Origin of the sequence: Enterobacter sp. UCD-UG_FMILLET (assembly GCF_000762975.1) — a bacterium.
Lineage (GTDB): Bacteria > Pseudomonadota > Gammaproteobacteria > Enterobacterales > Enterobacteriaceae > Enterobacter > Enterobacter dykesii.
On sequence record NZ_JRJC01000053.1, the window covers coordinates 19,016 to 37,235 of the forward strand.

Genomic DNA, 18,220 nt, shown 5'->3' on the forward strand with positions numbered 1-18,220 from the left:
CGGCACTCTATCCCAGGTGAACTCTTTTCCCATACTACTAATAATGTGAGGAACACATGGCTGTCACGGTAAGATCTCTACGTGAAGACGATTATTCCCAATGGCGACCGCTGTGGGATGGCTATACCCATTTTTATGATTGTTACCTCGAGGAATCCGTCACCGCATCGACATGGGAAAGGGCGCTCTCAGCGCATTCCACGATGTTCTGCCGCGTGGTAGAGAAGGATGAAAAGGTCATCGGTTTCGCGATGTGCATTCTGCACGAAGGAACCTGGTCAACGGCCCCCGTTTGCTATCTGGAAGATCTGTTTGTTGATGCCGACGAACGCGGGGCGGGAGCCGGTAAGGCGCTTATTGATGCTCTGATAGAGGAAGGCAAGCGCGAAGGGTGGTCAAAACTTTACTGGGTCACCCGGGAGAATAACCCGGCACGTAAACTCTATGACAAATATGGTGAAGCTGACGATTATGTCCGCTATCGCCTCTCCCTTTAAGGCGACAACGCCTGTGTTTGTATCACACTGTATCAGCGTCCCGGATACATACACAGGCTTGCAATAAACCCGCTTTCGCACATATCCGCTATACATTGCCGTGTTGTTATATCCCCGTGAATTGTACTCAACCGGAGATACCAACATGTTTAGCAAACTCGCGTATTCAACTCTCGCACTGACCGTTTCTCTTGGCACAGTGATGTCCTGTCAGGCCGAAGTCACCGGCACAACTTTCGCGGCAGCCTTCGATCGTCCGCAGCAAATTAACGCCGGCGATTTGAACGTCGGTTATGTCGACATCGGCCCGAAAAACGGCCAGCCGGTAATTTTACTGCACGGCTGGCCCTACGATATTCACAGCTACGCCGAGGTTGCACCCGCGCTGGCGGCAAAAGGCTATCGGGTAATAGTGCCGTCTCTGCGCGGCTACGGCACCACGCGCTTCCTGTCAGCCAAAACGCCGCGCAACGGCCAGCCTTCCGCCATGGCGAAAGATATTGTGAACCTGATGGATGCCCTGAATATTAAGCAGGCGGTATTTGCTGGATATGACTGGGGCGCCCGTACCGCGGATATCGTTGCGGCGCTGTGGCCAGAGCGCGTTAAGTCACTGGTGTCGGTGAGCGGGTATCTCATCAGCAGCCAGCAGATTGGCAAACAGCCGCTGCCGCCAAAAGCGGAGCAGCAGTGGTGGTATCAGTTCTATTTCGCCACAGCGCGCGGTGCTGAGGGTTATGCCAAAAACACGCATGACTTCGCGCGCTTAATCTGGTCTCAGGCCTCGCCTGACTGGAAATTTAGCGATGCTGTCTTCAACGCCAGCGCCAAATCGCTCGATAACCCGGATCACGTCGCCGTGACGCTCAGCAATTATCGCTGGCGTTTAGGGCTGGAAAAAGGCGAACGCAAATACGACGGCTACGAGCAAAAACTGGCCGCGCTGCCGAATATCACCGTTCCAACGATCACCATCGAAGGCGGAAACAACGGAGCACCGCATCCGGCACCGCAGGCCTACGCGGGTAAATTTACCGGTAAATATGAGCATCGTACCTTCGGGGCAACCGTGGGGCACAATCCGCCTCAGGAAGATCCGCAGGATTTCGTCAAGGCCGTCGTTGACGCGGACAAGCTCTGAAATGTGCTATTTTCAGTACGTTACCCTTCGGTCTGGAGATTTCGGTGGAGCATATTGATCATATCCTTGTCGTCGATGACGACAGGGATATTCGTGAACTGATTGTCGATTATCTCGTTAAGTCTGGCTATCGCGCGACGGGCGCGGCCAACGGCAAAGAGATGCGCGTCGTGCTGGATAAACAGCATATCGACCTGGTGGTGCTGGATGTCATGATGCCCCGCGACGACGGGCTTACGCTGTGTCGAGAGCTACGCGTCGGGAAATATAAAGATCTGCCCATCCTGATGCTGACGGCGCGCAACGAGGAGACGGACAGGATCCTGGGTCTGGAGATGGGCGCGGATGACTACGTGGTGAAGCCGTTTGTCGCCCGCGAACTGCTGGCGCGTATCAAAGCGATTTTACGGCGTTTTCGCACGATGCCGCCCAATCTGCAGGTGACAGAAGCCGGGCGGCTGGTGATGTTCGGTGAATGGCAGCTCGATACCGTTGCCCGTCACTTAATCGATCCGGAAGGGGTGATCGTCGCGCTCAGCGGGGCGGAGTATCGCCTGCTGCGCGTTTTCCTTGACCATCCTCAGCGGGTGCTGACCCGCGATCAGCTGCTCAACCTGACGCAGGGACGCGACGCCGAGCTGTTTGAACGTTCTATCGACCTGCTGGTTAGCCGCGTTCGCCAGCGTCTGAATGAAGATGCCCGCACGCCCGCCTATATCAAGACCGTGCGCAGCGAGGGCTATGTGTTTACCATGCCGGTCACCATCAAAGAGGCTAACGAATGACGCTCTGGCCTCGCTCGCTGCTGGCCCGCTTGCTGCTCGTCGTGCTGTCCGGCCTGCTGCTGGCTAACGGCCTGAGCCTGACGCTGGTCATGATTGAACGAATGCACAGCGCCAGAACGGTGATGCTCGGCAATCTCGAAAACGACGTCGCAACCAGCGTCGCCATTTTAGACCGCTTACCGGCCAGCGAACGCGCGGCCTGGCTGCCGCGCCTCGAACGGGGTAACTACCGCTATATTCTGGGGCCGGGAGAGCCCGGCAACGCGCCGACGGATAAGCGTTCGCAGGACGCCATCCGGACCTTAAAAGCGACGCTCGCGACACAGTACCCGCTCAGCTTTACCGCCGTTCCCGGCGCCGTTTCACACATCCAGGCGCATCTGACGCTGCGCGACGGCGCGCCGCTGACCATTGACCTCATCCCACGCATGCCGCCGGTCGCCAGCTGGCTGCCCGTTGTCCTGATCCTGCAGCTGCTGCTGCTGGGCGCGTGCGCCTGGATTAGCGTGCGGCAGGTGGTGCGGCCTTTTTCACAATTTACCCGCGCGGTGGATTCGCTGGATCCGGCGGCCAGCACGCCAATGACGGAGAAAGGGCCGCTTGAGGTGCAGCGTGCAGCGCATGCCTTCAACGCCATGCAGGCGCGCATTCAGTCTTATCTCCGGGAGCGCGCGCAGATCCTGGCGTCCATTTCTCACGATCTCCAGACCCCGATTACCCGCATGAAGCTGCGCGTCGAGATGGCAGGTGAACCTGAACTTCGCGACAAGCTCCTGAACGATCTTGATAGCATGACGCGTCTTGTTCGCGAGGGTATTGCGTATGCCCGGTCATCAGAATCGCTGGAAGAGACTCCGCTGAAGCTGGAGCTGAACGCCTGGGTCAACAGCATCGCCTGCGATTATCAGGACATCGGTAAAAACGTACAGTTTCAGGCAGGCGAAGCCCGTTTACCGATCGTTACGCGTCCCCAGGCGCTTCGTCGGGTGATGACCAACCTGCTGGATAACGCCCTTAAGTTCGGTGAGCATGCCGTTATTGCCATTGATAATTCGTCTTCCGAAGAGGTGGTGATTCACATCACGGACGGCGGGCCGGGAATACCCGATGACGAACTTGAGGCGGTATTACAGCCGTTTTACCGGGTGGAAACATCCCGCAATCGCGATACCGGCGGAACAGGACTCGGACTGGCGATTGCCGCGCAGCTCACCGCTCAGCTGGAAGGAAAGCTCAACCTGACGAATCGGTCCGGAGGCGGACTGGATGTCTCCATTACGCTACCGCGCCGTTAATTGTACGGCTTTGTATCTCCCGGCCCGGGCGATACAGAGCCAGACAAAACCCGCGTTTTTACACATATCCTGAACACATCCGCACGATGAAATAGCCTCACTGCAGCGTCGCAGGACTTGTATTGTGAGGTGTCTATGTTTCTGGTAATCGCTTTTCTGGGCGGGATGATAAGCCTGCTCAGCCCATGTACGCTCCCGGTTATTCCACTCCTGTTCGCCGGCTTTCAGGGACAACGACGACATATTCTGGCCCTGCTCGTGGGGATGATCGTGATGTTCACCCTGGTGGCGATGGCCGTCACCGTCGCCAGCGAGTGGATCGCAGAGGCAACTATCGTCGGGCGCTGGATCGCCCTTGTTATTCTGGCCACGGCCGCGCTGGCCCTGATTTTTCCGTCATTCGCCCAGCGTATTGCGGGTCCGGCCGTCAGCGCGGGCAATATTCTGAATGCCCGAAGCGGGCAAACGCGCGGTCTGGCATCGGCTTTTCTGGCCGGGCTCGCGGTGGGGCTGCTCTGGTCTCCCTGCGCCGGTCCCATACTGGGCGCCATTTTCAGCATTAATATCGCCGGCCACTCGGCCATTGCGACGGGCGCGCTGCTGGCGGCCTACGGTAGCGGATGTGCGCTAATGCTGAGCCTGCTCGTTTTCGGCGGCCGCACGCTGATGGCGCCGTTAAGAGCTAAATCGGCGCTGATGGAAAAGCTGCGGCAGGGGACGGGCGTGGTGATGCTGTCGGCTGTCGTATTTAACGCGACAGGAATGACCTCGCTTCTGAAAGGAGCAAACGGCGTTGCAGACCGTCTGGAGACAACACTTTTGACGCTGGCGAAACCCACAGCCGCGCCGGTGAAGCTCCAGCCGGTCGTGATGGCAGAGCCCAGCAGCCAGTTGCCTTCGTTAAGCGGCGGAACAGGGTGGATTAACGGTGACCCTGTCACGTCTGAATCCCTGCGAGGGAAGGTGGTGTTGATTGATTTCTGGACGTGGGATTGCATTAACTGCCAGCATACGCTTCCGCACGTGCGAGACTGGGCCAGGAAGTATCAGTCGCAGGGGCTGGTCGTGATTGGGGTTCACACGCCTGAATACCCCTGGGAAAAACCGCTCGCCTCGGTGAAAAACGCGGTAAATAAATGGCAGCTGCCGTACCGGGTGGTGACGGATAACAACTATAAAATCTGGAACGCTTTCGGGAACCAGTACTGGCCAGCGCATTACTATTTCGATGCCAAAGGCCAGCTACGCTATACCGCCTTTGGCGAAGGAGATTATGCGCAGCAGGAAAAGGTCATTCAGCAGCTGCTGAAAGAAGCCCGGTCATAACCCGTCAGGGCTGGCGTTGAGCCACAATAAACAGTCGCGGGAAAGCGAGCAGTATCTGCCCATTTTCCTGGAGCGGATACTGCTCTTCCAGCAGTTCAAGGTAGCGTTTCAGGAAACGTTTCTGCTCGTTCTCATTCAGTTCCTGGAGCCACGGGCGCAAGCCAGTAGCGCTTACCCAGTCAATAATGGCCTGGTGCGAGCTCATTTTATGGAAATAAGTTGTTCGCCAGATATCCACGTCACAGCCCGCCTCGGACAAGATATCGTAGTAGGCATGCACTCCCGGCAGAGGTTCGCGGCCGCGGTCAGGGTAGTCTTGCTCCAGCGCCACTTCGCGCATCGCTAAGTGAGTGGGCTCAAGCCAGTTGTCAGGCATCTGGATCGCCAGCACGCCATTTAACTTAAGCAGGGAAACAAGGTGCGGCAGGAGATCGTAATGGTCAGGAACCCATTGCAGCGACGCGTTGGCATAAATCAGGCTCAGCGGCTGGCCGGGCTTGTACTGGCGGATATCGGCCTCAACAAAATGGCAGTCAGGTAAGGCGGCGCGCGCTTCCACGAGCATAGCAGGGGAGTTATCTACCCCGGTAATGTGAGCAGAAGGCCAGCGATGCTTCAGAAGCGCCGTACTGTTTCCTGGCCCACAGCCCAGATCGACGATAGTGTCGGCCTCATCCAGAGGAATTCTGGCGAGCAATTCGGCAGCTGGACGCGTTCTTTCAGCGCCATATTGCAGGTAAAGAGAGGGATTCCAGTCGGCCATTATTTGTTCTCCGTTTTGCATGCTTCTGCAAGAATAGCACAGGGAGGTGCCCGGAAAACCCTATCGGCGAGGATGTTTGAGTAGACGTAGATGAAGTCATCAGAGTGGACTAAACGAAGATGAGGCAAAAAAACATGAAAACAGAAATATTACCCCTTAAAAAATTAAGGGGCAATGCTTTTATTGTAATAATTTTATGATTATTGTTTTTTAATATTTTAACGGCAAAGTGCTTCTTATGCTCTGTACCCGAAACTTTAAATATTAGATAATCATCGATGGGTATATCCCTGGTGTTTCGTAGGTCTTTGACCTCCTGACCGCTTAGTTTTGCGAGAACTTTGTGGTCAGGTACTTTTTAAGTATAGGGAATATGCGGCACAATGAAAGCTGTCCTTAAAGACAGGTGATAATAGTTTCAGGTGTTATTATCAGGAACAAGAGAATGAATTCTGTCATTGAATTTTTTTTGCACGGCTACGATGATTTACCACCAGCATTAGCGCGCGAACTCTACCGGCTGAGAAGAAAAACCTTTCGGGACCGGCTCGACTGGAAAGTGGAATGCGTCGAAGGCCTGGAAAAAGATCGCTTTGATTCCCATAACACGACATACCTGCTGGGTATGTATGATGGACAGCTGTTATGCGGCGCGCGATTTATTAATTCGACGAAGCCGACAATGATAAGCGAAATCTTTCACAATTATTTCGATAATCCTATTGTTTTTCCAGCAGATGTTCCCTGCTGTGAAGTGAGCCGTTTATTTTTAGATAAAGAAACACGGGACTCTGCAAGTCTACAAGGCGTGCCTGCCAGTAAAGCGTTGTTTCTTGCGATGAATATGTATTGCATAAAGAATAAATATCATGGGATGTACGCAGTAGCCAGTCGTGGCATGTATGCCATATTTCGCCATGCAAACTGGAAAGTTGACGTTATTCAGCGCGGTGTCTCTGAAAAAGGGGAGGTTATTTATTATATTTATATGCCTGCCAACACCAACATTATTGAAGACATTATTAGCAAAGACAAATCCAGCCACTGGCTTAGCGAAATGCTGGAGCATTTACGCTACTTATAGCCAGTGGCTGAGGCTCAGTCGTCCAGTAACCGTAGTTCTGTTCCGAGTTTTATTGCGTGTCTGGCATTATTCACACCGAGCTTTTTCATTACATTTCCCATATGGAACTTAACGGTGCGTTCAGCAATAGATAAAATAACAGAAATTTCTGCGTAGGTTTTCCCGGCGCTGACCCATTTAAGGATTTGTCGCTCACGTGGCGACAGAAAAACATTCTTTTTCTGTTGATGCTGGCTATACAGATTTAGTGTCTTCTGATGCAATTGAACAAGGAAGCTTAGAAATTGTGGCCGATATCTTTCTATATCAATCCCAGAATGCTTTGGACTGATGACGGATAATACAACAAGATTATTCAGATAGTCATGCAGAGGGAAAGTCTGCCCCTGGTAAATATCATACTGGACGCTTTCGTTGAAAATGCGCGTCAGGTTATAACCATCCGACAGGACGACATCACTTTCCCAAAAAAAATCTTCAACACAGCGCAAAGCCCGAATGATAACAGGGTCAATGAACTGATATTTCCTGTCGAGGTAGATATCAAACCACTCGGGGCTGTTATTGATTATCCGCATCTGTGAAGGATCTTTCTTGTTCATAATGGCGTAGGCGAAGACGATCCCTTTGAAATCCTCAAAAAACGCGTCCAGCTCACTCTGAATTAGCGTATTGATCGCTATGTCGTTGTAATATGTATCCTTCACGTGAGTTGCTTGCCTCCTGTTCGAGTGGAGGAGCAAGTATAATATGCTTCGTTATCTGTAGCGAGTCGCATTTTAATCCAGCCAACAGATAAGACAGGCTACCTCAACTGGTAGCCTGGTCAACTTGTGGCATTTCTAATGGTAAACGCAGATGACTCAGCAAATTTTTGAAGATTTTGTCAAATCCCGAATCGTTCACTAAATATAGTAGGCTGCAAAATTTAGGAGGTTTTCCGCTTTACATTCGAGTATTGGACAAGCGTACCGACCCAGATTCAAATCAGGATTTTAACCAGCAGTCTACATAATGCCTTTAAGAGCAATATGATAAAGCAGCATGATGGTTTTACCGTCGACAATCTTGCCTGTTTCAATGCCGCGTAATGCCTCTTCAAGCGTCATTTCCAGCACGTCGATATCTTCTCCCTCAGACTTGATCCCGCCGCCTGCGCCGGTTCTGTCTTTTGGCTGATACTCGGCAAGATAAAAATAGAGTTTTTCCGTGACGGAGCCCGGGCTCATATAGGCTTCAAAGATTTTCTGCACGCTCGAAACGTGAAATCCTGTCTCTTCTTCCGCTTCTGCTTTTATGCGGCTTTCGGGATCCATGTTGTCCAGCAGTCCCGCCGCGGCTTCAATTAAATCGTCCTCATGCCCGTTGATAAAGACAGGGAAACGGAACTGGCGCGTCAGGATCACCGTCTTTTTCTCACGGTTGTAGAGAAGAATAGTCGCGCCGTTGCCACGGTCATAGACCTCCCGTTGCTGCCGCTGCCATTCACCATCACGGCGCTGCAGGTCGAAGGTGTATTTTTTTAGGTTGTACCAGTGATCGGACAGGGTTTCACTGTCAATGATGCGCACATCTGCACGTTTTGATTGCACGTTTGTTCCTCCTTACGTAGAGTAATTATCATAAACAGCATTATAGTGCACTTTCAAGATAAAACATGCAACATCAGGAATTCATGATGCTCACCAGTCAGCGAAAACAATTAATCCTCGAAAAGCTCGGCGCCGAAGGTCAGGTCCAGTCAAAAGCACTCAGCATGCTCTTTGACGTCTCTGAAGACACCATTCGACGTGATTTACGCGAGCTGGCGGCAGAAGGGCGTTTACAGCGGGTACACGGCGGCGCGCTGCCGTCATCTTCTGCTATTGCGCCATTTGCCGAACGGCAATCCGTGAAGATGGATGCAAAAAAGAGGATCGCCCGGAAAGGGGCTCAGCTGATTTCATCAGGGCAGGTGGTGATCGTTGACGGCGGCACGACAACTTCGGAGCTGATTACGTTTTTCCCTCCTGACCTGCGCATTACGGTGGTTACGCACAGCCCGAGCATCGCCCTGAGGCTCGTGAATCATCCTTCCATCGAGGTGATTCTGATCGGCGGTCGCTTGTATAAGCACTCCATTGTTGCGGTCGGCGCTGCGGCCATCAAAGGCATCGAGAATATTCATGCAGATCTGTTCTTTATGGGCGTGACCGGGATCCATCCTGATGCGGGGCTGACAACCGGCGATTTCGAAGAAGCGTGCATCAAACGTGCATTTTCCGGCAGAGCCGCGGAGACGGTCGTCCTGGCTTCTCCGGAAAAGGTCAACACAGCGTCTTCGTTTGTGATTGGCGATGTGTCATCGGTGAACACCATCGTCGTTGAAGACAATACCGATCGGGACTGGATCCGCGCGGTATCTGAAAAAGGGGTCTCCGTCGTGTTGACCTCAGAGAGTGACTGAAGAAGCCTTGAGCTACACGCGCTTCTTCATTTTTTACATTGATTCACTTAGCTATAACGCCGAACGCTTTCGTCCAACGAACGTCCAGCGCAGGTAGTCGTAAAGCCAGTTAAACAGCATCGTATAGGGCAGGAAAAACAGCACCAGGCCAATCTCGACAAAAAATGCCTCCGTCACGGTCAGGTTCAGCATAACCATTGCCACAGGGATTAAGGAGATGATAAGTCCCGTTTCAAAACCAACCGCATGGATTGCGCGAACGAGAAATGTGCGTTGAAACTGATGTTTTTTCTGCAGGGAATCAAAGAGCTTATTAAAAATAAAATTCCAGACCGTTGCGGTAAGTGCAGATATCACGGACAACGAGCCTGACTGAAGTACCGACACGTTCATCAGCCAGGCGAGTGACAGCGCGATGATAACGTTGGCCGTCACTTCAAAAATGACAGCGTGGAAAACTCTCTCTTTAACACTTTTATTTAATTCAATTTCCATTTGCTTACAACAGCGTTTATCAAAAGCTGAAGTATATCAGACATTTTTCAACTCTTTCTGAACGTGCAGGTTATGTTGAGGCTATTAGCATCCAGGAAAACGATGCCCATAAAATGCCAGATTTCTTCTGGTTCCATATTGGTGCGCATAATGTATATTATGTTAAATTTAATCTGTGGTATGTAGACCACTAACGGCCATACAACCCAATATCCTTCCCTCGTCCTCCCGTCAGATGAGCGCTAAAACTTCTCGCATCTAAAGCGCATATCCTCTGGCCACAGTGCGTTGCTTTGCATACATATCTCTTTTGCTTTTTCGCTGTGTTGCGCCCTGTAGATCATCATCAGGCTGAAGTTGACATCAGGACTATTGTGAACCTTCCGATAGTGCTCGGCCCAGGACTGGAAGCGAGTTAATAAATCAGGATCTCTGGTCAAATTGAACCGCAGCAGCAGAGCTACGTGGCGGTCAAAATCCAGCCTGTCATGTTGAATAATAATTGCACTTTATATTTAACATGAATGTATTCATAAATATCGGGACGAAAAATCATTTCCGTCCCGTTAAAGGTAAGCAGAATTATTTGGGGATTACTGTTGAGTCATTACCATGACTGCGCTGGCCGTAAACGCCCCGGTGGGAATATCCTTCACTGCCACCGCTGAGTCACGAATTGCCTGAAAACCCAGATCGACCGTATTCGATCCACTTTTTAAGTTAATTGTGGCTTTGCTGGTTGGGGTTACGGCGGCGTTGTTATAAATAATCGCCGTGCCTACCCCATTCGCCGAGGTTTTTACTGCCTGCGTGCTGCCAATGGTAATCGCCGTATAGGTGATATTCATCGAGACGGTGACGTCTCCGCCTGTGCAACTCACCGGGATCTTGATGTGCTTGGCGGTGCCTGAGCTTGGTGTGGTGGGTAGCGTGGCGCGATCCAGTGAACCTAACGACACACTTAATGCGTTACCGCTGTTAATGGTACAGGAGGTGTCGACCTGAGGCGTAGGTGGCAAAGGTGGCGAAGAATTAATTTTACAGAGTTGATATCCTAAATCAAGGGTATAGATTTTTCCGTCTGGCGCTTTAAGCAAATTACAGGCAAGACCACCACTATATTCGTGAAAATAATATACACTATAGCCAGGCCTCATATCCTGGCTATTTAGCGGCTTAGATGCATCGAGATAAGTTAAGGTTGAAGAAAATAATTGGTAACCAAGCGAACCATTATAATAAACCTCCCCGATACCAAGGGAGTAATAACCTGAAACGGGAGGGTAAACAGTCTTACTCAATGTAATCGAGCACTGACCTAAAGCAAATGTATATAAATCGTTATACGATGGAGGTATAGTGGTAGGAGCACATATTCCATTGAAGGTACCACCTAATATCGTAGCCATAGACTTTCCCTGCCCCGTAATAATGATTATCGCGAAAAGCAGGATATTGATCGTCATCTTCATATTACGTTTAAATCGTTTAAAAATAGTCACGCTGTTATCTCTTAATTAGGGGTAAGCCAGCACAAAGGTTGTCACCGCAGAAAAATTGCCAGGTGTGATTTTCTCCTGACGCAGAGCGGTCGGCTCCCCCCGGACATACGCCATCAGGGTTACGCTGTTATCTCCGCTGGTCAGCACGTGTTCCGGCGTCTGTGTATTAAAGGGTACGGCGATCCCGTTCTGCGTTTCCATACCGATAGCAATACCTGCTGCTTCTCCCGTCACCGCTAAAAACCCGGGTAATTCCGAACTTTCTGTACCTTTGAAGGTAATCGTCGCTTTGCTGGCTATCGACAAATCACAGTCCGTCAGGGTAATGGTAAACGGCACCCCTTTTGAGCGGGCATAGGCATACATATCCGGCTCCATGATCATGTCGAAATCGACGTTCAGATCGGTGGTCAGCGGATCCAGCCCGCAGGGTGCACTGGTCAGCGTGCCGCTAAAATGCAGATTGTCTTCGAGAGCCAGCGCCGGCCTGGCAGGCAGACCGGCCAGGAGAATGAGCGCAACCGCGCCCAAGCAAGTTATCTTCATTCTGTGACTGTTCATTTTGTGCCTCAGAAATAATCAGCGGTTAGGGTGGCAGTGGCGGAAAATGTCTGTTCGCTCAATACTTTTGCCGGATCCTTCACCGGTACCGCGCTCAGCACCAGGGATTGCAGGCCGCCAAGCGTCGTCTTCAGAGGCTGGTTGAGTTTCATCGGCACGCCGTTAGCCTGAATCTGGATACCCAGCCCGTCAGCAGAGGTCGTAACGGCGGCGTCATCGAAAATTTCGGCCACCCCGCTCACCTGAATATTGAGCGCGGAATCATCCGGCGCGCCGTGGCAGTCAACGGTATAAGGAATGTCCTGTTTATTGTCGATGCCGTTTACTTTACCCACGCTGATGCTGCCAAACGATACATCTATCACCTCATCGCCCGAAACCGTACAGGGCGTGGTAATGATAAATGTGCCTTTAAAATTGACAGACATCTGATCGCCAACCTGCGCGGCCTGCGGCGTCCCGGTCAGCAGCAAGCCAGATAAGGTGACAATGTGAAATATTCTCTTCATAACTGTCTGCTCAATTAAACGAAAGTTGCAATGTGGCAGAAGCCGTGAACGTATCGCCATTTGTCACCTGTTTGCTGTTCGTTGTGCTGATTTGTACTAACTCTGCCTCAAGCGTGGGTGGCTTGCTTTGGTCGATGGTGAACCACTTCCCCGACGCCTGCGGAGCGCCATTTACTAACAGTTCGACGCCAAGCATACCTTTGTCTATCTCAATCACGTCGGTTCCGTTATAAGCTTTATAGCTTCCTGATAGGCTAGCCAATTGCATTTGCAAGAGTCCGGCAGTGTCACCAGTACAGGTAAAAGCGCTGGTAATCGATTTACGGTAATTCCCATCCAGCGTCATGGTGTCCGTCCCTTCCGGGAGCAATTTCACATCACCAAAGTCGACCGTCAGGCTGTCGCCCTGATTAAACTGACAAGAACCGTTTGCCACCAGGGTGCCATCGATATTGATCGTCAGCTTATAGGTGTCGCCTTTATTCGCCTGACATACCGTCGGGGCCAGCAGCACCAGCGCGAGGAGCGGTGTACGGACAAGGCGTTTAAACGTCATCACGCGTGAATTAGTCATAACTGATTCCGAAATCAACTGAGGCGCGAAATTCTCCCGCAATCAGCGGGGCGATGGTACGAACAGGGATAACGGTATAGGTCAGTTCATCACTGCCCGTCGTCACAAACTGCGGTTTGCCGCGAGTGCCGGGAATTACGATTCTGCCGTTACTGTCAAGGATGCGAAGGCCGACGCCAGACATCCCGGCGATCAGCAATAACGTAGGATCGTCAGGATCCGTTGCACCAACGAAGCTGACTGTGACCACCGGTTGGGTTTCATCCCATGTCGATGGCCCTACCCGATTACTGCGCTGCAGACCACCGGTGCTTTCGCAACCCAGAAGACGAAATACGATCTGTGTCGGTTTACCGGTATCGCCCGGGCGTTTCATCGCCCCTAGCGCCGAGTTATCCATTACCACATCCTGCAGTTTTGAACGCATGCTGATCAGGCAACTTCCGTTACGCAGAACGCCGTGAACGTGCAACTGTCCATTCTCACCCTGGACATTCCAGTCATCGACAGCCAGAGCATTACTCGCCACGCTGCCGCTCAGGAGCAGACTCAACGCACACGTGCGCGAGTAGCGGTAAAATGCTTTTCCGTTCACAGGTCTTTCTCCTTAGCCCGCGTTAACATGGTCCACTGAACAGGTATTCCCTGCACAGTTAAAAACAAGTTTCGGCCGACCACCGTAATCATTCACGGAGGTCAGTACCGGATGTGAGCCCAGTGAAGCCGCGGTTATGCCCAGTGCAATGCTTTCTTTAGGCGCGACCATTACAGGTTTAAAACTCTCAATATCACCGCCCTTCTCTGACGTCGCTGCTGCGACAATCGTCAGGTAGTAAGGCGTGGGATTGGTTAACTGGAATCCTTCACCCTGATGAGTTAAGGTGAGTTTTTTCGCGGCCTCGTTCTCCATCCCGTTTTGTAACTGCAACGCTTCCGGGCGGTAAAAGAGTTTGACGCGGGTTTGCAACGCGAGCTGAAGCGTATTGGGTTTAGAACTCTTCGGCGGAATTTCGCGTACGTTAAAATAGAACAGCGATTCTCTGTCCTGCGGTAACGCCTGGGCGTTATTACCCTGAATTTTTACCTGACCTTTCGTGCCGGGCTCAACGCGTTGTACCGGTGGTAATGCCATAAACGGCGTCTCGGTTTTATTACCGTTGCTGTCCTCAATCCAGGACTGCGCCAGATACGGCAAGGATTTATTTTGATTCGTCACGGTGACACTCATTGATTTCTGGTTGCCGCTATAAATCACCCGGGTGCGATCAAGCGCAATGGCCGCATTCACCTGCTGTGCGACTAACGCCAGTGCGAGTACACCCAGCGTTAAACCGATCTTTTTCTGCACAAAACACATAACTCACTCTCTTTATTACAAAATGATAATGACGGTTTTGCCTGACCCCATCACGACGATCAGCGTGAGAGGCAAGGCAACAACAGATTGTTGATTGTTTCCGGCAGCGATGGTGGCAACTCGATGTAACATTGCGCGTCGTTGCCCCAGTACACGTCCATGCGCTCTCCAGGACGCATACCTGAAAGCCAGACGCTGCCGTTTTCGGCGACAATCCCTGTTGTCATGTTGTCTCCATTGCGTACTTCTGCGCCAAACGGCGGTTCGCTGCCGTCAGCCAGTTTGATCACCGCCATGCCCTTCTGTCCGGCAAGAATGCCAAAGGCACGGTAGCCAATCGCGCCTTCCGTTAACGTGTCCTGCACAACTGAACGTGTGGCATCGACGTTTTCCGGCAGGCTGTCCAGATCAACGCTCACGCTGCTTCGGTAGTAGCTGCTAACATCCGCAACGACCGCCTTACCGAAGGCATTGGTACGAACAATCCCCGCCATGCCCTGCACGGGAACATCTTCCACCCCTGCCGTATCAACGAGCATTCGGGTTCCGCCTGCCGAATTGGTTCTGTGCAGCGCCGCACCTTTAGCGGTAGCGGTAACGCCTCCTTGTAGCGAAAGACCTGCGGCGCTGGATTTGCTGCCGGTATAGCTGGCATTGGCGGTCACACTTGCGCTATCGCCATCATGGGTAAAGTACCCGCTCCCGGTACCTCGGCCGTCAGTCGTGCTGCCGGCATTAACCTGGTAATAATTGTTGGCATTGATGCGCTGGTAATAACCCACCGTATTGCTACTGCTGTCTCCGCTGTACTGACTGTTGTAGCTTAATGTTGCGCCGTTGGACCACGGCACAGATAAGCTCAGATAGACGCCATCATCTTTAGAATCGTCATATTCAGTTCTGTAGGCAGACAGTGTCAGGCTGATGTTCTTAAACCGACTGACGTCAAAAAAGCTCGATACCGAAACGTTCCAGGTGTTCGTCGCTTCCCTGTCCCAGTAAGTCTGGTGGCTATAGTTCAGAAACGCGCTCATGTTCTGTTCGCGGAACTGTTTATTCATGGTGATGGTGTACAGTTCTTTATCGCGCCCACCGTTATCGCCGTTGTGATAGCGGCGGTCCAGATACTGAGACATGCTCATAAAGTCACGTTCTGAGAAGCGGTAACCCGCAAAGGTCACCTGGCTGTCAAACTCATCGAAGCGTTTCGAATAGCTGACGCGATAAGATTTACCGCTTAATGTGTCCTGATTAGGAATCGCAGCCCGGGACTGCGTGACGTCAAAGGAAATTGCCCCAAACATCAACAGATCGCGCCCGACCCCTAAGGAGAGCGCGTTATAGTCCCCTGCAAGTAGCGTTCCGCCATATAATGACCAGCCGCTATTCACGCCCCATGATGCTTCGCCAGTAGCAAAATTTGGCCCCTGAGAATGGTGGTCATAATCAGACGGTTTGCCCATCGCTATTTTGTAGCGCACCAGCCCCGGTCGCGTCAGATAGGGAATGGAGGCGGTGTCGACCTGGAAAGTCTGGGTTCCGCCATCCTGCTCTTCCACTTTGACATCCAGCTTGCCGGATACCGCCGAGTTGAGATCCTGGATACGAAACGGACCTGGCGCGACAGTGGTTTCATAAATCACGCGCCCCTGCTGGCTGATAGTCACTTTGGCGTTCGTCTTCGCGACCCCCACCACTTCCGGCGCATATCCGCGGAGATTGGGCGGCAACTGGTTATCGTCTGTAGACAGGCTGGCGCCGGTAAAACGGAAACTGTCAAACAGAGAGGAATTTAAATAGTCTTCTCCCAGCACCAGTTTTGCCCGCAGTGCAGTGATAGCCCGATAGGTATAAACCCGGCTCCAGTCCCAGCTTTGCTGTTTTTGACTCTCATTTCCGGTATTGCGTATGTATTGCGCTTGCCAGTCACCTCGCAGGCGCCAGGCACCCAAATTCGCTCCCGTCGTGCCGTTACCCGTGACGGAACTGGAACGCTGTTCCTGTTGTTTCGACGACGTTGCATTGACGGTGTAATCAAACAGTACGCCCGGAATTCCCTCATCCCAGCGAGAAGGCGGATCCCAGTTTTCTGCCGTATACTCAAGGTATGCCTGAGGAATGCTGAGATAGAGGGTACTTGTTCCCAGATCGGCTCTGGCTACCATTCCTTCCAGAGAATGAAGATCCAGACACTGTCCGTTATGCCACCATGAAACACCCTTAACGATGGACTCTTTCAGGCCAATTTGTAAGACATGCTCGGCTGTGAGGCAAACTTCGCTCCCTTTCGGATCGTCTTCAGGCGGGAAATACTCTACCGTCTGATCCGGTATGTCGGTTTTATTGACCTTTAGCGTAAGCTGATACTTACCGGGCATTAAATAACCCGCCCGGGAAAACTGGCTCAAATCAACATTATTCCGCTCTTTAATGTCGAGTACATCAGTGTTAAATTCGACATTCTCTTCAGCGTGAACGCCTTTGACTGCAAGAAACGCAAGAAACACACCAATCGCTACAGGGTGTAACTTGCCCAGAAAGATGGTTTTATTGACTTTTTTCATTTTCAAAAGTAATCAACTTTGAAGCGTATCGTGGCCGTATACTCACCCACTTTCAGGCGGTCGCGATTACTCATAAGACGCAACTGGTATTTAAGAATTTGTGAACCGTTGCTCAATGTACCCGGAGGGAGCGCTTTCCCAGGTTGCGCCACATTTCCGGCGTCATCCGTAATTTCAATCCCTACGCCTGAGGCGCCGTCCACGGAAAAAAGTCCATCTAAAGATGGACCATCAAAAGTCGTCTGGAAATGGGATGACAGGGTTTGCGCATCCTTATTTATATGCAGATTGCAATTGACCCAGCGTTAACGAAAAGGGATTTTTATTTCCACGGCCGTTGTGAATAATTTCACCCACGGTCGTGGTCATCATTTCAATGCTTTGCTCACGATCCGCGGTGGCGATAGCGCATGGGGTATCAATTATACTTCCCTGCATATTGACAATACCGTGACCTTGATCGGTCAGCGCATGGCGGGGATTATTTGCCGCCGCTATGCAGGGTATCAATATACAGGGAAATATAATCACCCGAAGTCCAGATAATACAATCATTAAAATACGCTCTGGTTTCATGAAAAAAGTGCCAGTGATTAAGACAGTTGACTAATCACCAGCACAACAACAAGGTTAATTACTTGCGTAATAAGTCATGCCGGGATTATGGGTAATCCAGAGCGAAGCTTGCAATGGCCTGGAATTTACCTGGGACGATTGTCGCAGACGCGCCATCACCCTTCAGGAAAGCAGCAAACGTCAGGTCGTTATCACCATTCAGCAGTGCCTGCGCCGGAGAAGCCTGGCCCAGTTTAATCGGCGTACCGGTGTCCGTGGTAATCTCAACAGAAGCGCCTTTCGCGGTGCCCTGAATACCGAGCAGATCCGGGTTAGCTGCAGATGCGGTGCCAGAGAACGTGGTGGTCACTGATTTCTTGGTTTCGGTATTACACTGTTGCAGTTTGATAGCGAAAACCTGAGGAATAGAGGTACCGCCATCTTCCAGCGCCAGGTTAGAGATCTGACCCAAATCAACGGTTTGATCAGCACTGTCCGGTGTAATGGAGCAAGGCGCATCAATAATAGAACCCGTAAACGTTACGGTACCATGTCCCTGATCTTTTGCATTCGCATTTGCGATCATAGCACCAGCTATCATCGCAATCGCGAGAGCGATTTTCTTTGCCTTCATATAAGAACTCTCTTCAATAAGATATTGCCCATTTGGGTTCATTGCTTTCTCAGTTTTTCTGACAAGAGCAATGTGTATATATTCTTCCCTTTCGAGGGGGCTGCTTCAACAACAACACAGTGTCAAATGAGA

Annotated in this window: 20 protein-coding genes; 7 read left to right on the forward strand and 13 right to left on the reverse strand. The window is 51.5% G+C overall.

Going from position 1 to position 18,220, the window contains the following annotated elements; translation table 11 throughout:
* Positions 1-56: 56 nt before the first annotated feature.
* The 5 genes from LA04_RS22715 to LA04_RS22735 all read left to right on the forward strand — a co-directional run bounded on the left by LA04_RS22715 (position 57) and on the right by LA04_RS22735 (position 5,044).
* Entirely contained in the window at positions 57-497 is a 441-nt protein-coding gene (locus LA04_RS22715) for a GNAT family N-acetyltransferase (protein WP_047653305.1), read from the forward strand.
* Positions 498-642: 145 nt separating this feature from the next.
* Positions 643-1,638, forward strand: a complete 996-nt coding sequence (locus LA04_RS22720) for an alpha/beta fold hydrolase (protein WP_047653306.1) — start codon at positions 643-645, stop codon at positions 1,636-1,638.
* A 44-nt stretch (positions 1,639-1,682) separates the two neighbouring features.
* Entirely contained in the window at positions 1,683-2,423 is a 741-nt protein-coding gene (locus tag LA04_RS22725; RefSeq protein ID WP_047653307.1) for a response regulator, read from the forward strand.
* Positions 2,420-3,718: an ATP-binding protein gene (locus tag LA04_RS22730; protein WP_047653308.1), complete on the forward strand. Its 1,299-nt coding sequence runs from the start codon at positions 2,420-2,422 to the stop codon at positions 3,716-3,718. Before LA04_RS22725 ends, LA04_RS22730 begins: the two co-directional genes overlap by 4 nt.
* 135 nt (positions 3,719-3,853) lie before the next feature.
* On the forward strand, positions 3,854-5,044 hold the full coding sequence (locus tag LA04_RS22735; protein WP_047653309.1) for a cytochrome c biogenesis protein/redoxin: 1,191 nt from the start codon (positions 3,854-3,856) through the stop codon (positions 5,042-5,044).
* Positions 5,045-5,048: 4 nt separating this feature from the next.
* On the opposite strand, the gene tam is transcribed toward LA04_RS22735, so the two are convergent.
* Positions 5,049-5,807 carry a trans-aconitate 2-methyltransferase gene (gene tam, locus LA04_RS22740; protein WP_047653310.1) on the reverse strand — a complete coding sequence of 253 codons (759 nt, stop codon included), beginning with the start codon at positions 5,805-5,807 and terminating at the stop codon, positions 5,049-5,051.
* Positions 5,808-6,252: 445 nt separating this feature from the next.
* Between tam and LA04_RS22745 the strand changes: the two genes are divergently transcribed.
* Complete coding sequence (locus tag LA04_RS22745) at positions 6,253-6,891, forward strand: acyl-homoserine-lactone synthase (protein WP_047653311.1); 639 nt, start codon at positions 6,253-6,255, stop codon at positions 6,889-6,891.
* Positions 6,892-6,905: 14 nt separating this feature from the next.
* On the opposite strand, the gene LA04_RS22750 is transcribed toward LA04_RS22745, so the two are convergent.
* Together LA04_RS22750 and LA04_RS22755 are read right to left on the reverse strand one after the other, a co-directional pair.
* Positions 6,906-7,598, reverse strand: coding sequence for a helix-turn-helix transcriptional regulator (locus LA04_RS22750; protein WP_047653312.1), 693 nt, complete (start codon positions 7,596-7,598; stop codon positions 6,906-6,908).
* Between the two features lie 300 nt (positions 7,599-7,898).
* Positions 7,899-8,483: a GDP-mannose pyrophosphatase gene (locus tag LA04_RS22755; RefSeq protein ID WP_047653313.1), complete on the reverse strand. Its 585-nt coding sequence runs from the start codon at positions 8,481-8,483 to the stop codon at positions 7,899-7,901.
* 86 nt (positions 8,484-8,569) lie between these two features.
* Between LA04_RS22755 and LA04_RS22760 the strand changes: the two genes are divergently transcribed.
* Positions 8,570-9,337: a DeoR/GlpR family DNA-binding transcription regulator gene (locus tag LA04_RS22760; protein WP_047653314.1), complete on the forward strand. Its 768-nt coding sequence runs from the start codon at positions 8,570-8,572 to the stop codon at positions 9,335-9,337.
* Positions 9,338-9,388: 51 nt separating this feature from the next.
* On the opposite strand, the gene LA04_RS22765 is transcribed toward LA04_RS22760, so the two are convergent.
* From LA04_RS22765 to LA04_RS22810, 10 genes are all read right to left on the reverse strand, one after another.
* Positions 9,389-9,832, reverse strand: a complete 444-nt coding sequence (locus tag LA04_RS22765) for a PACE efflux transporter (protein WP_047653315.1) — start codon at positions 9,830-9,832, stop codon at positions 9,389-9,391.
* A 593-nt stretch (positions 9,833-10,425) separates the two neighbouring features.
* A complete protein-coding gene (locus LA04_RS24210; RefSeq protein ID WP_161785600.1) occupies positions 10,426-11,241 on the reverse strand; it encodes a fimbrial protein in 816 nt (271 codons plus the stop codon).
* Between the two features lie 108 nt (positions 11,242-11,349).
* On the reverse strand, positions 11,350-11,880 hold the full coding sequence (locus LA04_RS22775; RefSeq protein ID WP_047653316.1) for a fimbrial protein: 531 nt from the start codon (positions 11,878-11,880) through the stop codon (positions 11,350-11,352).
* 23 nt (positions 11,881-11,903) lie between these two features.
* Positions 11,904-12,404 (reverse strand): fimbrial protein, encoded by a 501-nt coding sequence (locus LA04_RS22780; RefSeq protein ID WP_052119570.1) that lies wholly within the window; start codon positions 12,402-12,404, stop codon positions 11,904-11,906.
* Between the two features lie 10 nt (positions 12,405-12,414).
* Positions 12,415-12,978, reverse strand: coding sequence for a fimbrial protein (locus LA04_RS22785; RefSeq protein ID WP_161785601.1), 564 nt, complete (start codon positions 12,976-12,978; stop codon positions 12,415-12,417).
* Positions 12,971-13,573 carry a fimbrial protein gene (locus tag LA04_RS22790; protein WP_052119571.1) on the reverse strand — a complete coding sequence of 201 codons (603 nt, stop codon included), beginning with the start codon at positions 13,571-13,573 and terminating at the stop codon, positions 12,971-12,973. Before LA04_RS22790 ends, LA04_RS22785 begins: the two co-directional genes overlap by 8 nt.
* Positions 13,574-13,585: 12 nt before the next feature.
* Positions 13,586-14,335, reverse strand: a complete 750-nt coding sequence (locus tag LA04_RS22795; protein ID WP_047653317.1) for a fimbria/pilus periplasmic chaperone — start codon at positions 14,333-14,335, stop codon at positions 13,586-13,588.
* 59 nt (positions 14,336-14,394) lie between these two features.
* Entirely contained in the window at positions 14,395-16,899 is a 2,505-nt protein-coding gene (locus LA04_RS22800) for an outer membrane usher protein (protein WP_047653318.1), read from the reverse strand.
* A 273-nt stretch (positions 16,900-17,172) separates the two neighbouring features.
* The gene (locus LA04_RS24610) at positions 17,173-17,475 is read right to left on the reverse strand and encodes a fimbrial protein (RefSeq protein WP_152594390.1); all 303 of its coding nucleotides are present in this window, start codon (positions 17,473-17,475) and stop codon (positions 17,173-17,175) included.
* A gap of 85 nt (positions 17,476-17,560) precedes the next feature.
* Positions 17,561-18,088, reverse strand: a complete 528-nt coding sequence (locus LA04_RS22810; RefSeq protein ID WP_047653366.1) for a fimbrial protein — start codon at positions 18,086-18,088, stop codon at positions 17,561-17,563.
* Positions 18,089-18,220 lie beyond the last annotated feature (132 nt).

Excerpts from the sequence above, each read along its gene's own strand:
- LA04_RS22715 (WP_047653305.1), top strand. The coding sequence starts at position 57 with ATGGCTGTCACGGTAAGATCTCTACGTGAAGACGATTATTCCCAATGG.
- LA04_RS22720 (WP_047653306.1), top strand. The coding sequence starts at position 643 with ATGTTTAGCAAACTCGCGTATTCAACTCTCGCACTGACCGTTTCTCTT.
- LA04_RS22730 (WP_047653308.1), top strand. The coding sequence starts at position 2,420 with ATGACGCTCTGGCCTCGCTCGCTGCTGGCCCGCTTGCTGCTCGTCGTG.
- LA04_RS22735 (WP_047653309.1), top strand. The coding sequence starts at position 3,854 with ATGTTTCTGGTAATCGCTTTTCTGGGCGGGATGATAAGCCTGCTCAGC.
- tam (WP_047653310.1), bottom strand. The coding sequence starts at position 5,807 with ATGGCCGACTGGAATCCCTCTCTTTACCTGCAATATGGCGCTGAAAGA.
- LA04_RS22745 (WP_047653311.1), top strand. The coding sequence starts at position 6,253 with ATGAATTCTGTCATTGAATTTTTTTTGCACGGCTACGATGATTTACCA.
- LA04_RS22760 (WP_047653314.1), top strand. The coding sequence starts at position 8,570 with ATGCTCACCAGTCAGCGAAAACAATTAATCCTCGAAAAGCTCGGCGCC.
- LA04_RS22765 (WP_047653315.1), bottom strand. The coding sequence starts at position 9,832 with ATGGAAATTGAATTAAATAAAAGTGTTAAAGAGAGAGTTTTCCACGCT.
- LA04_RS24210 (WP_161785600.1), bottom strand. The coding sequence starts at position 11,241 with ATGGCTACGATATTAGGTGGTACCTTCAATGGAATATGTGCTCCTACC.
- LA04_RS22775 (WP_047653316.1), bottom strand. The coding sequence starts at position 11,880 with ATGAAGATAACTTGCTTGGGCGCGGTTGCGCTCATTCTCCTGGCCGGT.
- LA04_RS22780 (WP_052119570.1), bottom strand. The coding sequence starts at position 12,404 with ATGAAGAGAATATTTCACATTGTCACCTTATCTGGCTTGCTGCTGACC.
- LA04_RS22785 (WP_161785601.1), bottom strand. The coding sequence starts at position 12,978 with ATGACTAATTCACGCGTGATGACGTTTAAACGCCTTGTCCGTACACCG.
- LA04_RS22795 (WP_047653317.1), bottom strand. The coding sequence starts at position 14,335 with ATGTGTTTTGTGCAGAAAAAGATCGGTTTAACGCTGGGTGTACTCGCA.
- LA04_RS22800 (WP_047653318.1), bottom strand. The coding sequence starts at position 16,899 with ATGAAAAAAGTCAATAAAACCATCTTTCTGGGCAAGTTACACCCTGTA.
- LA04_RS24610 (WP_152594390.1), bottom strand. The coding sequence starts at position 17,475 with ATGAAACCAGAGCGTATTTTAATGATTGTATTATCTGGACTTCGGGTG.
- LA04_RS22810 (WP_047653366.1), bottom strand. The coding sequence starts at position 18,088 with ATGAAGGCAAAGAAAATCGCTCTCGCGATTGCGATGATAGCTGGTGCT.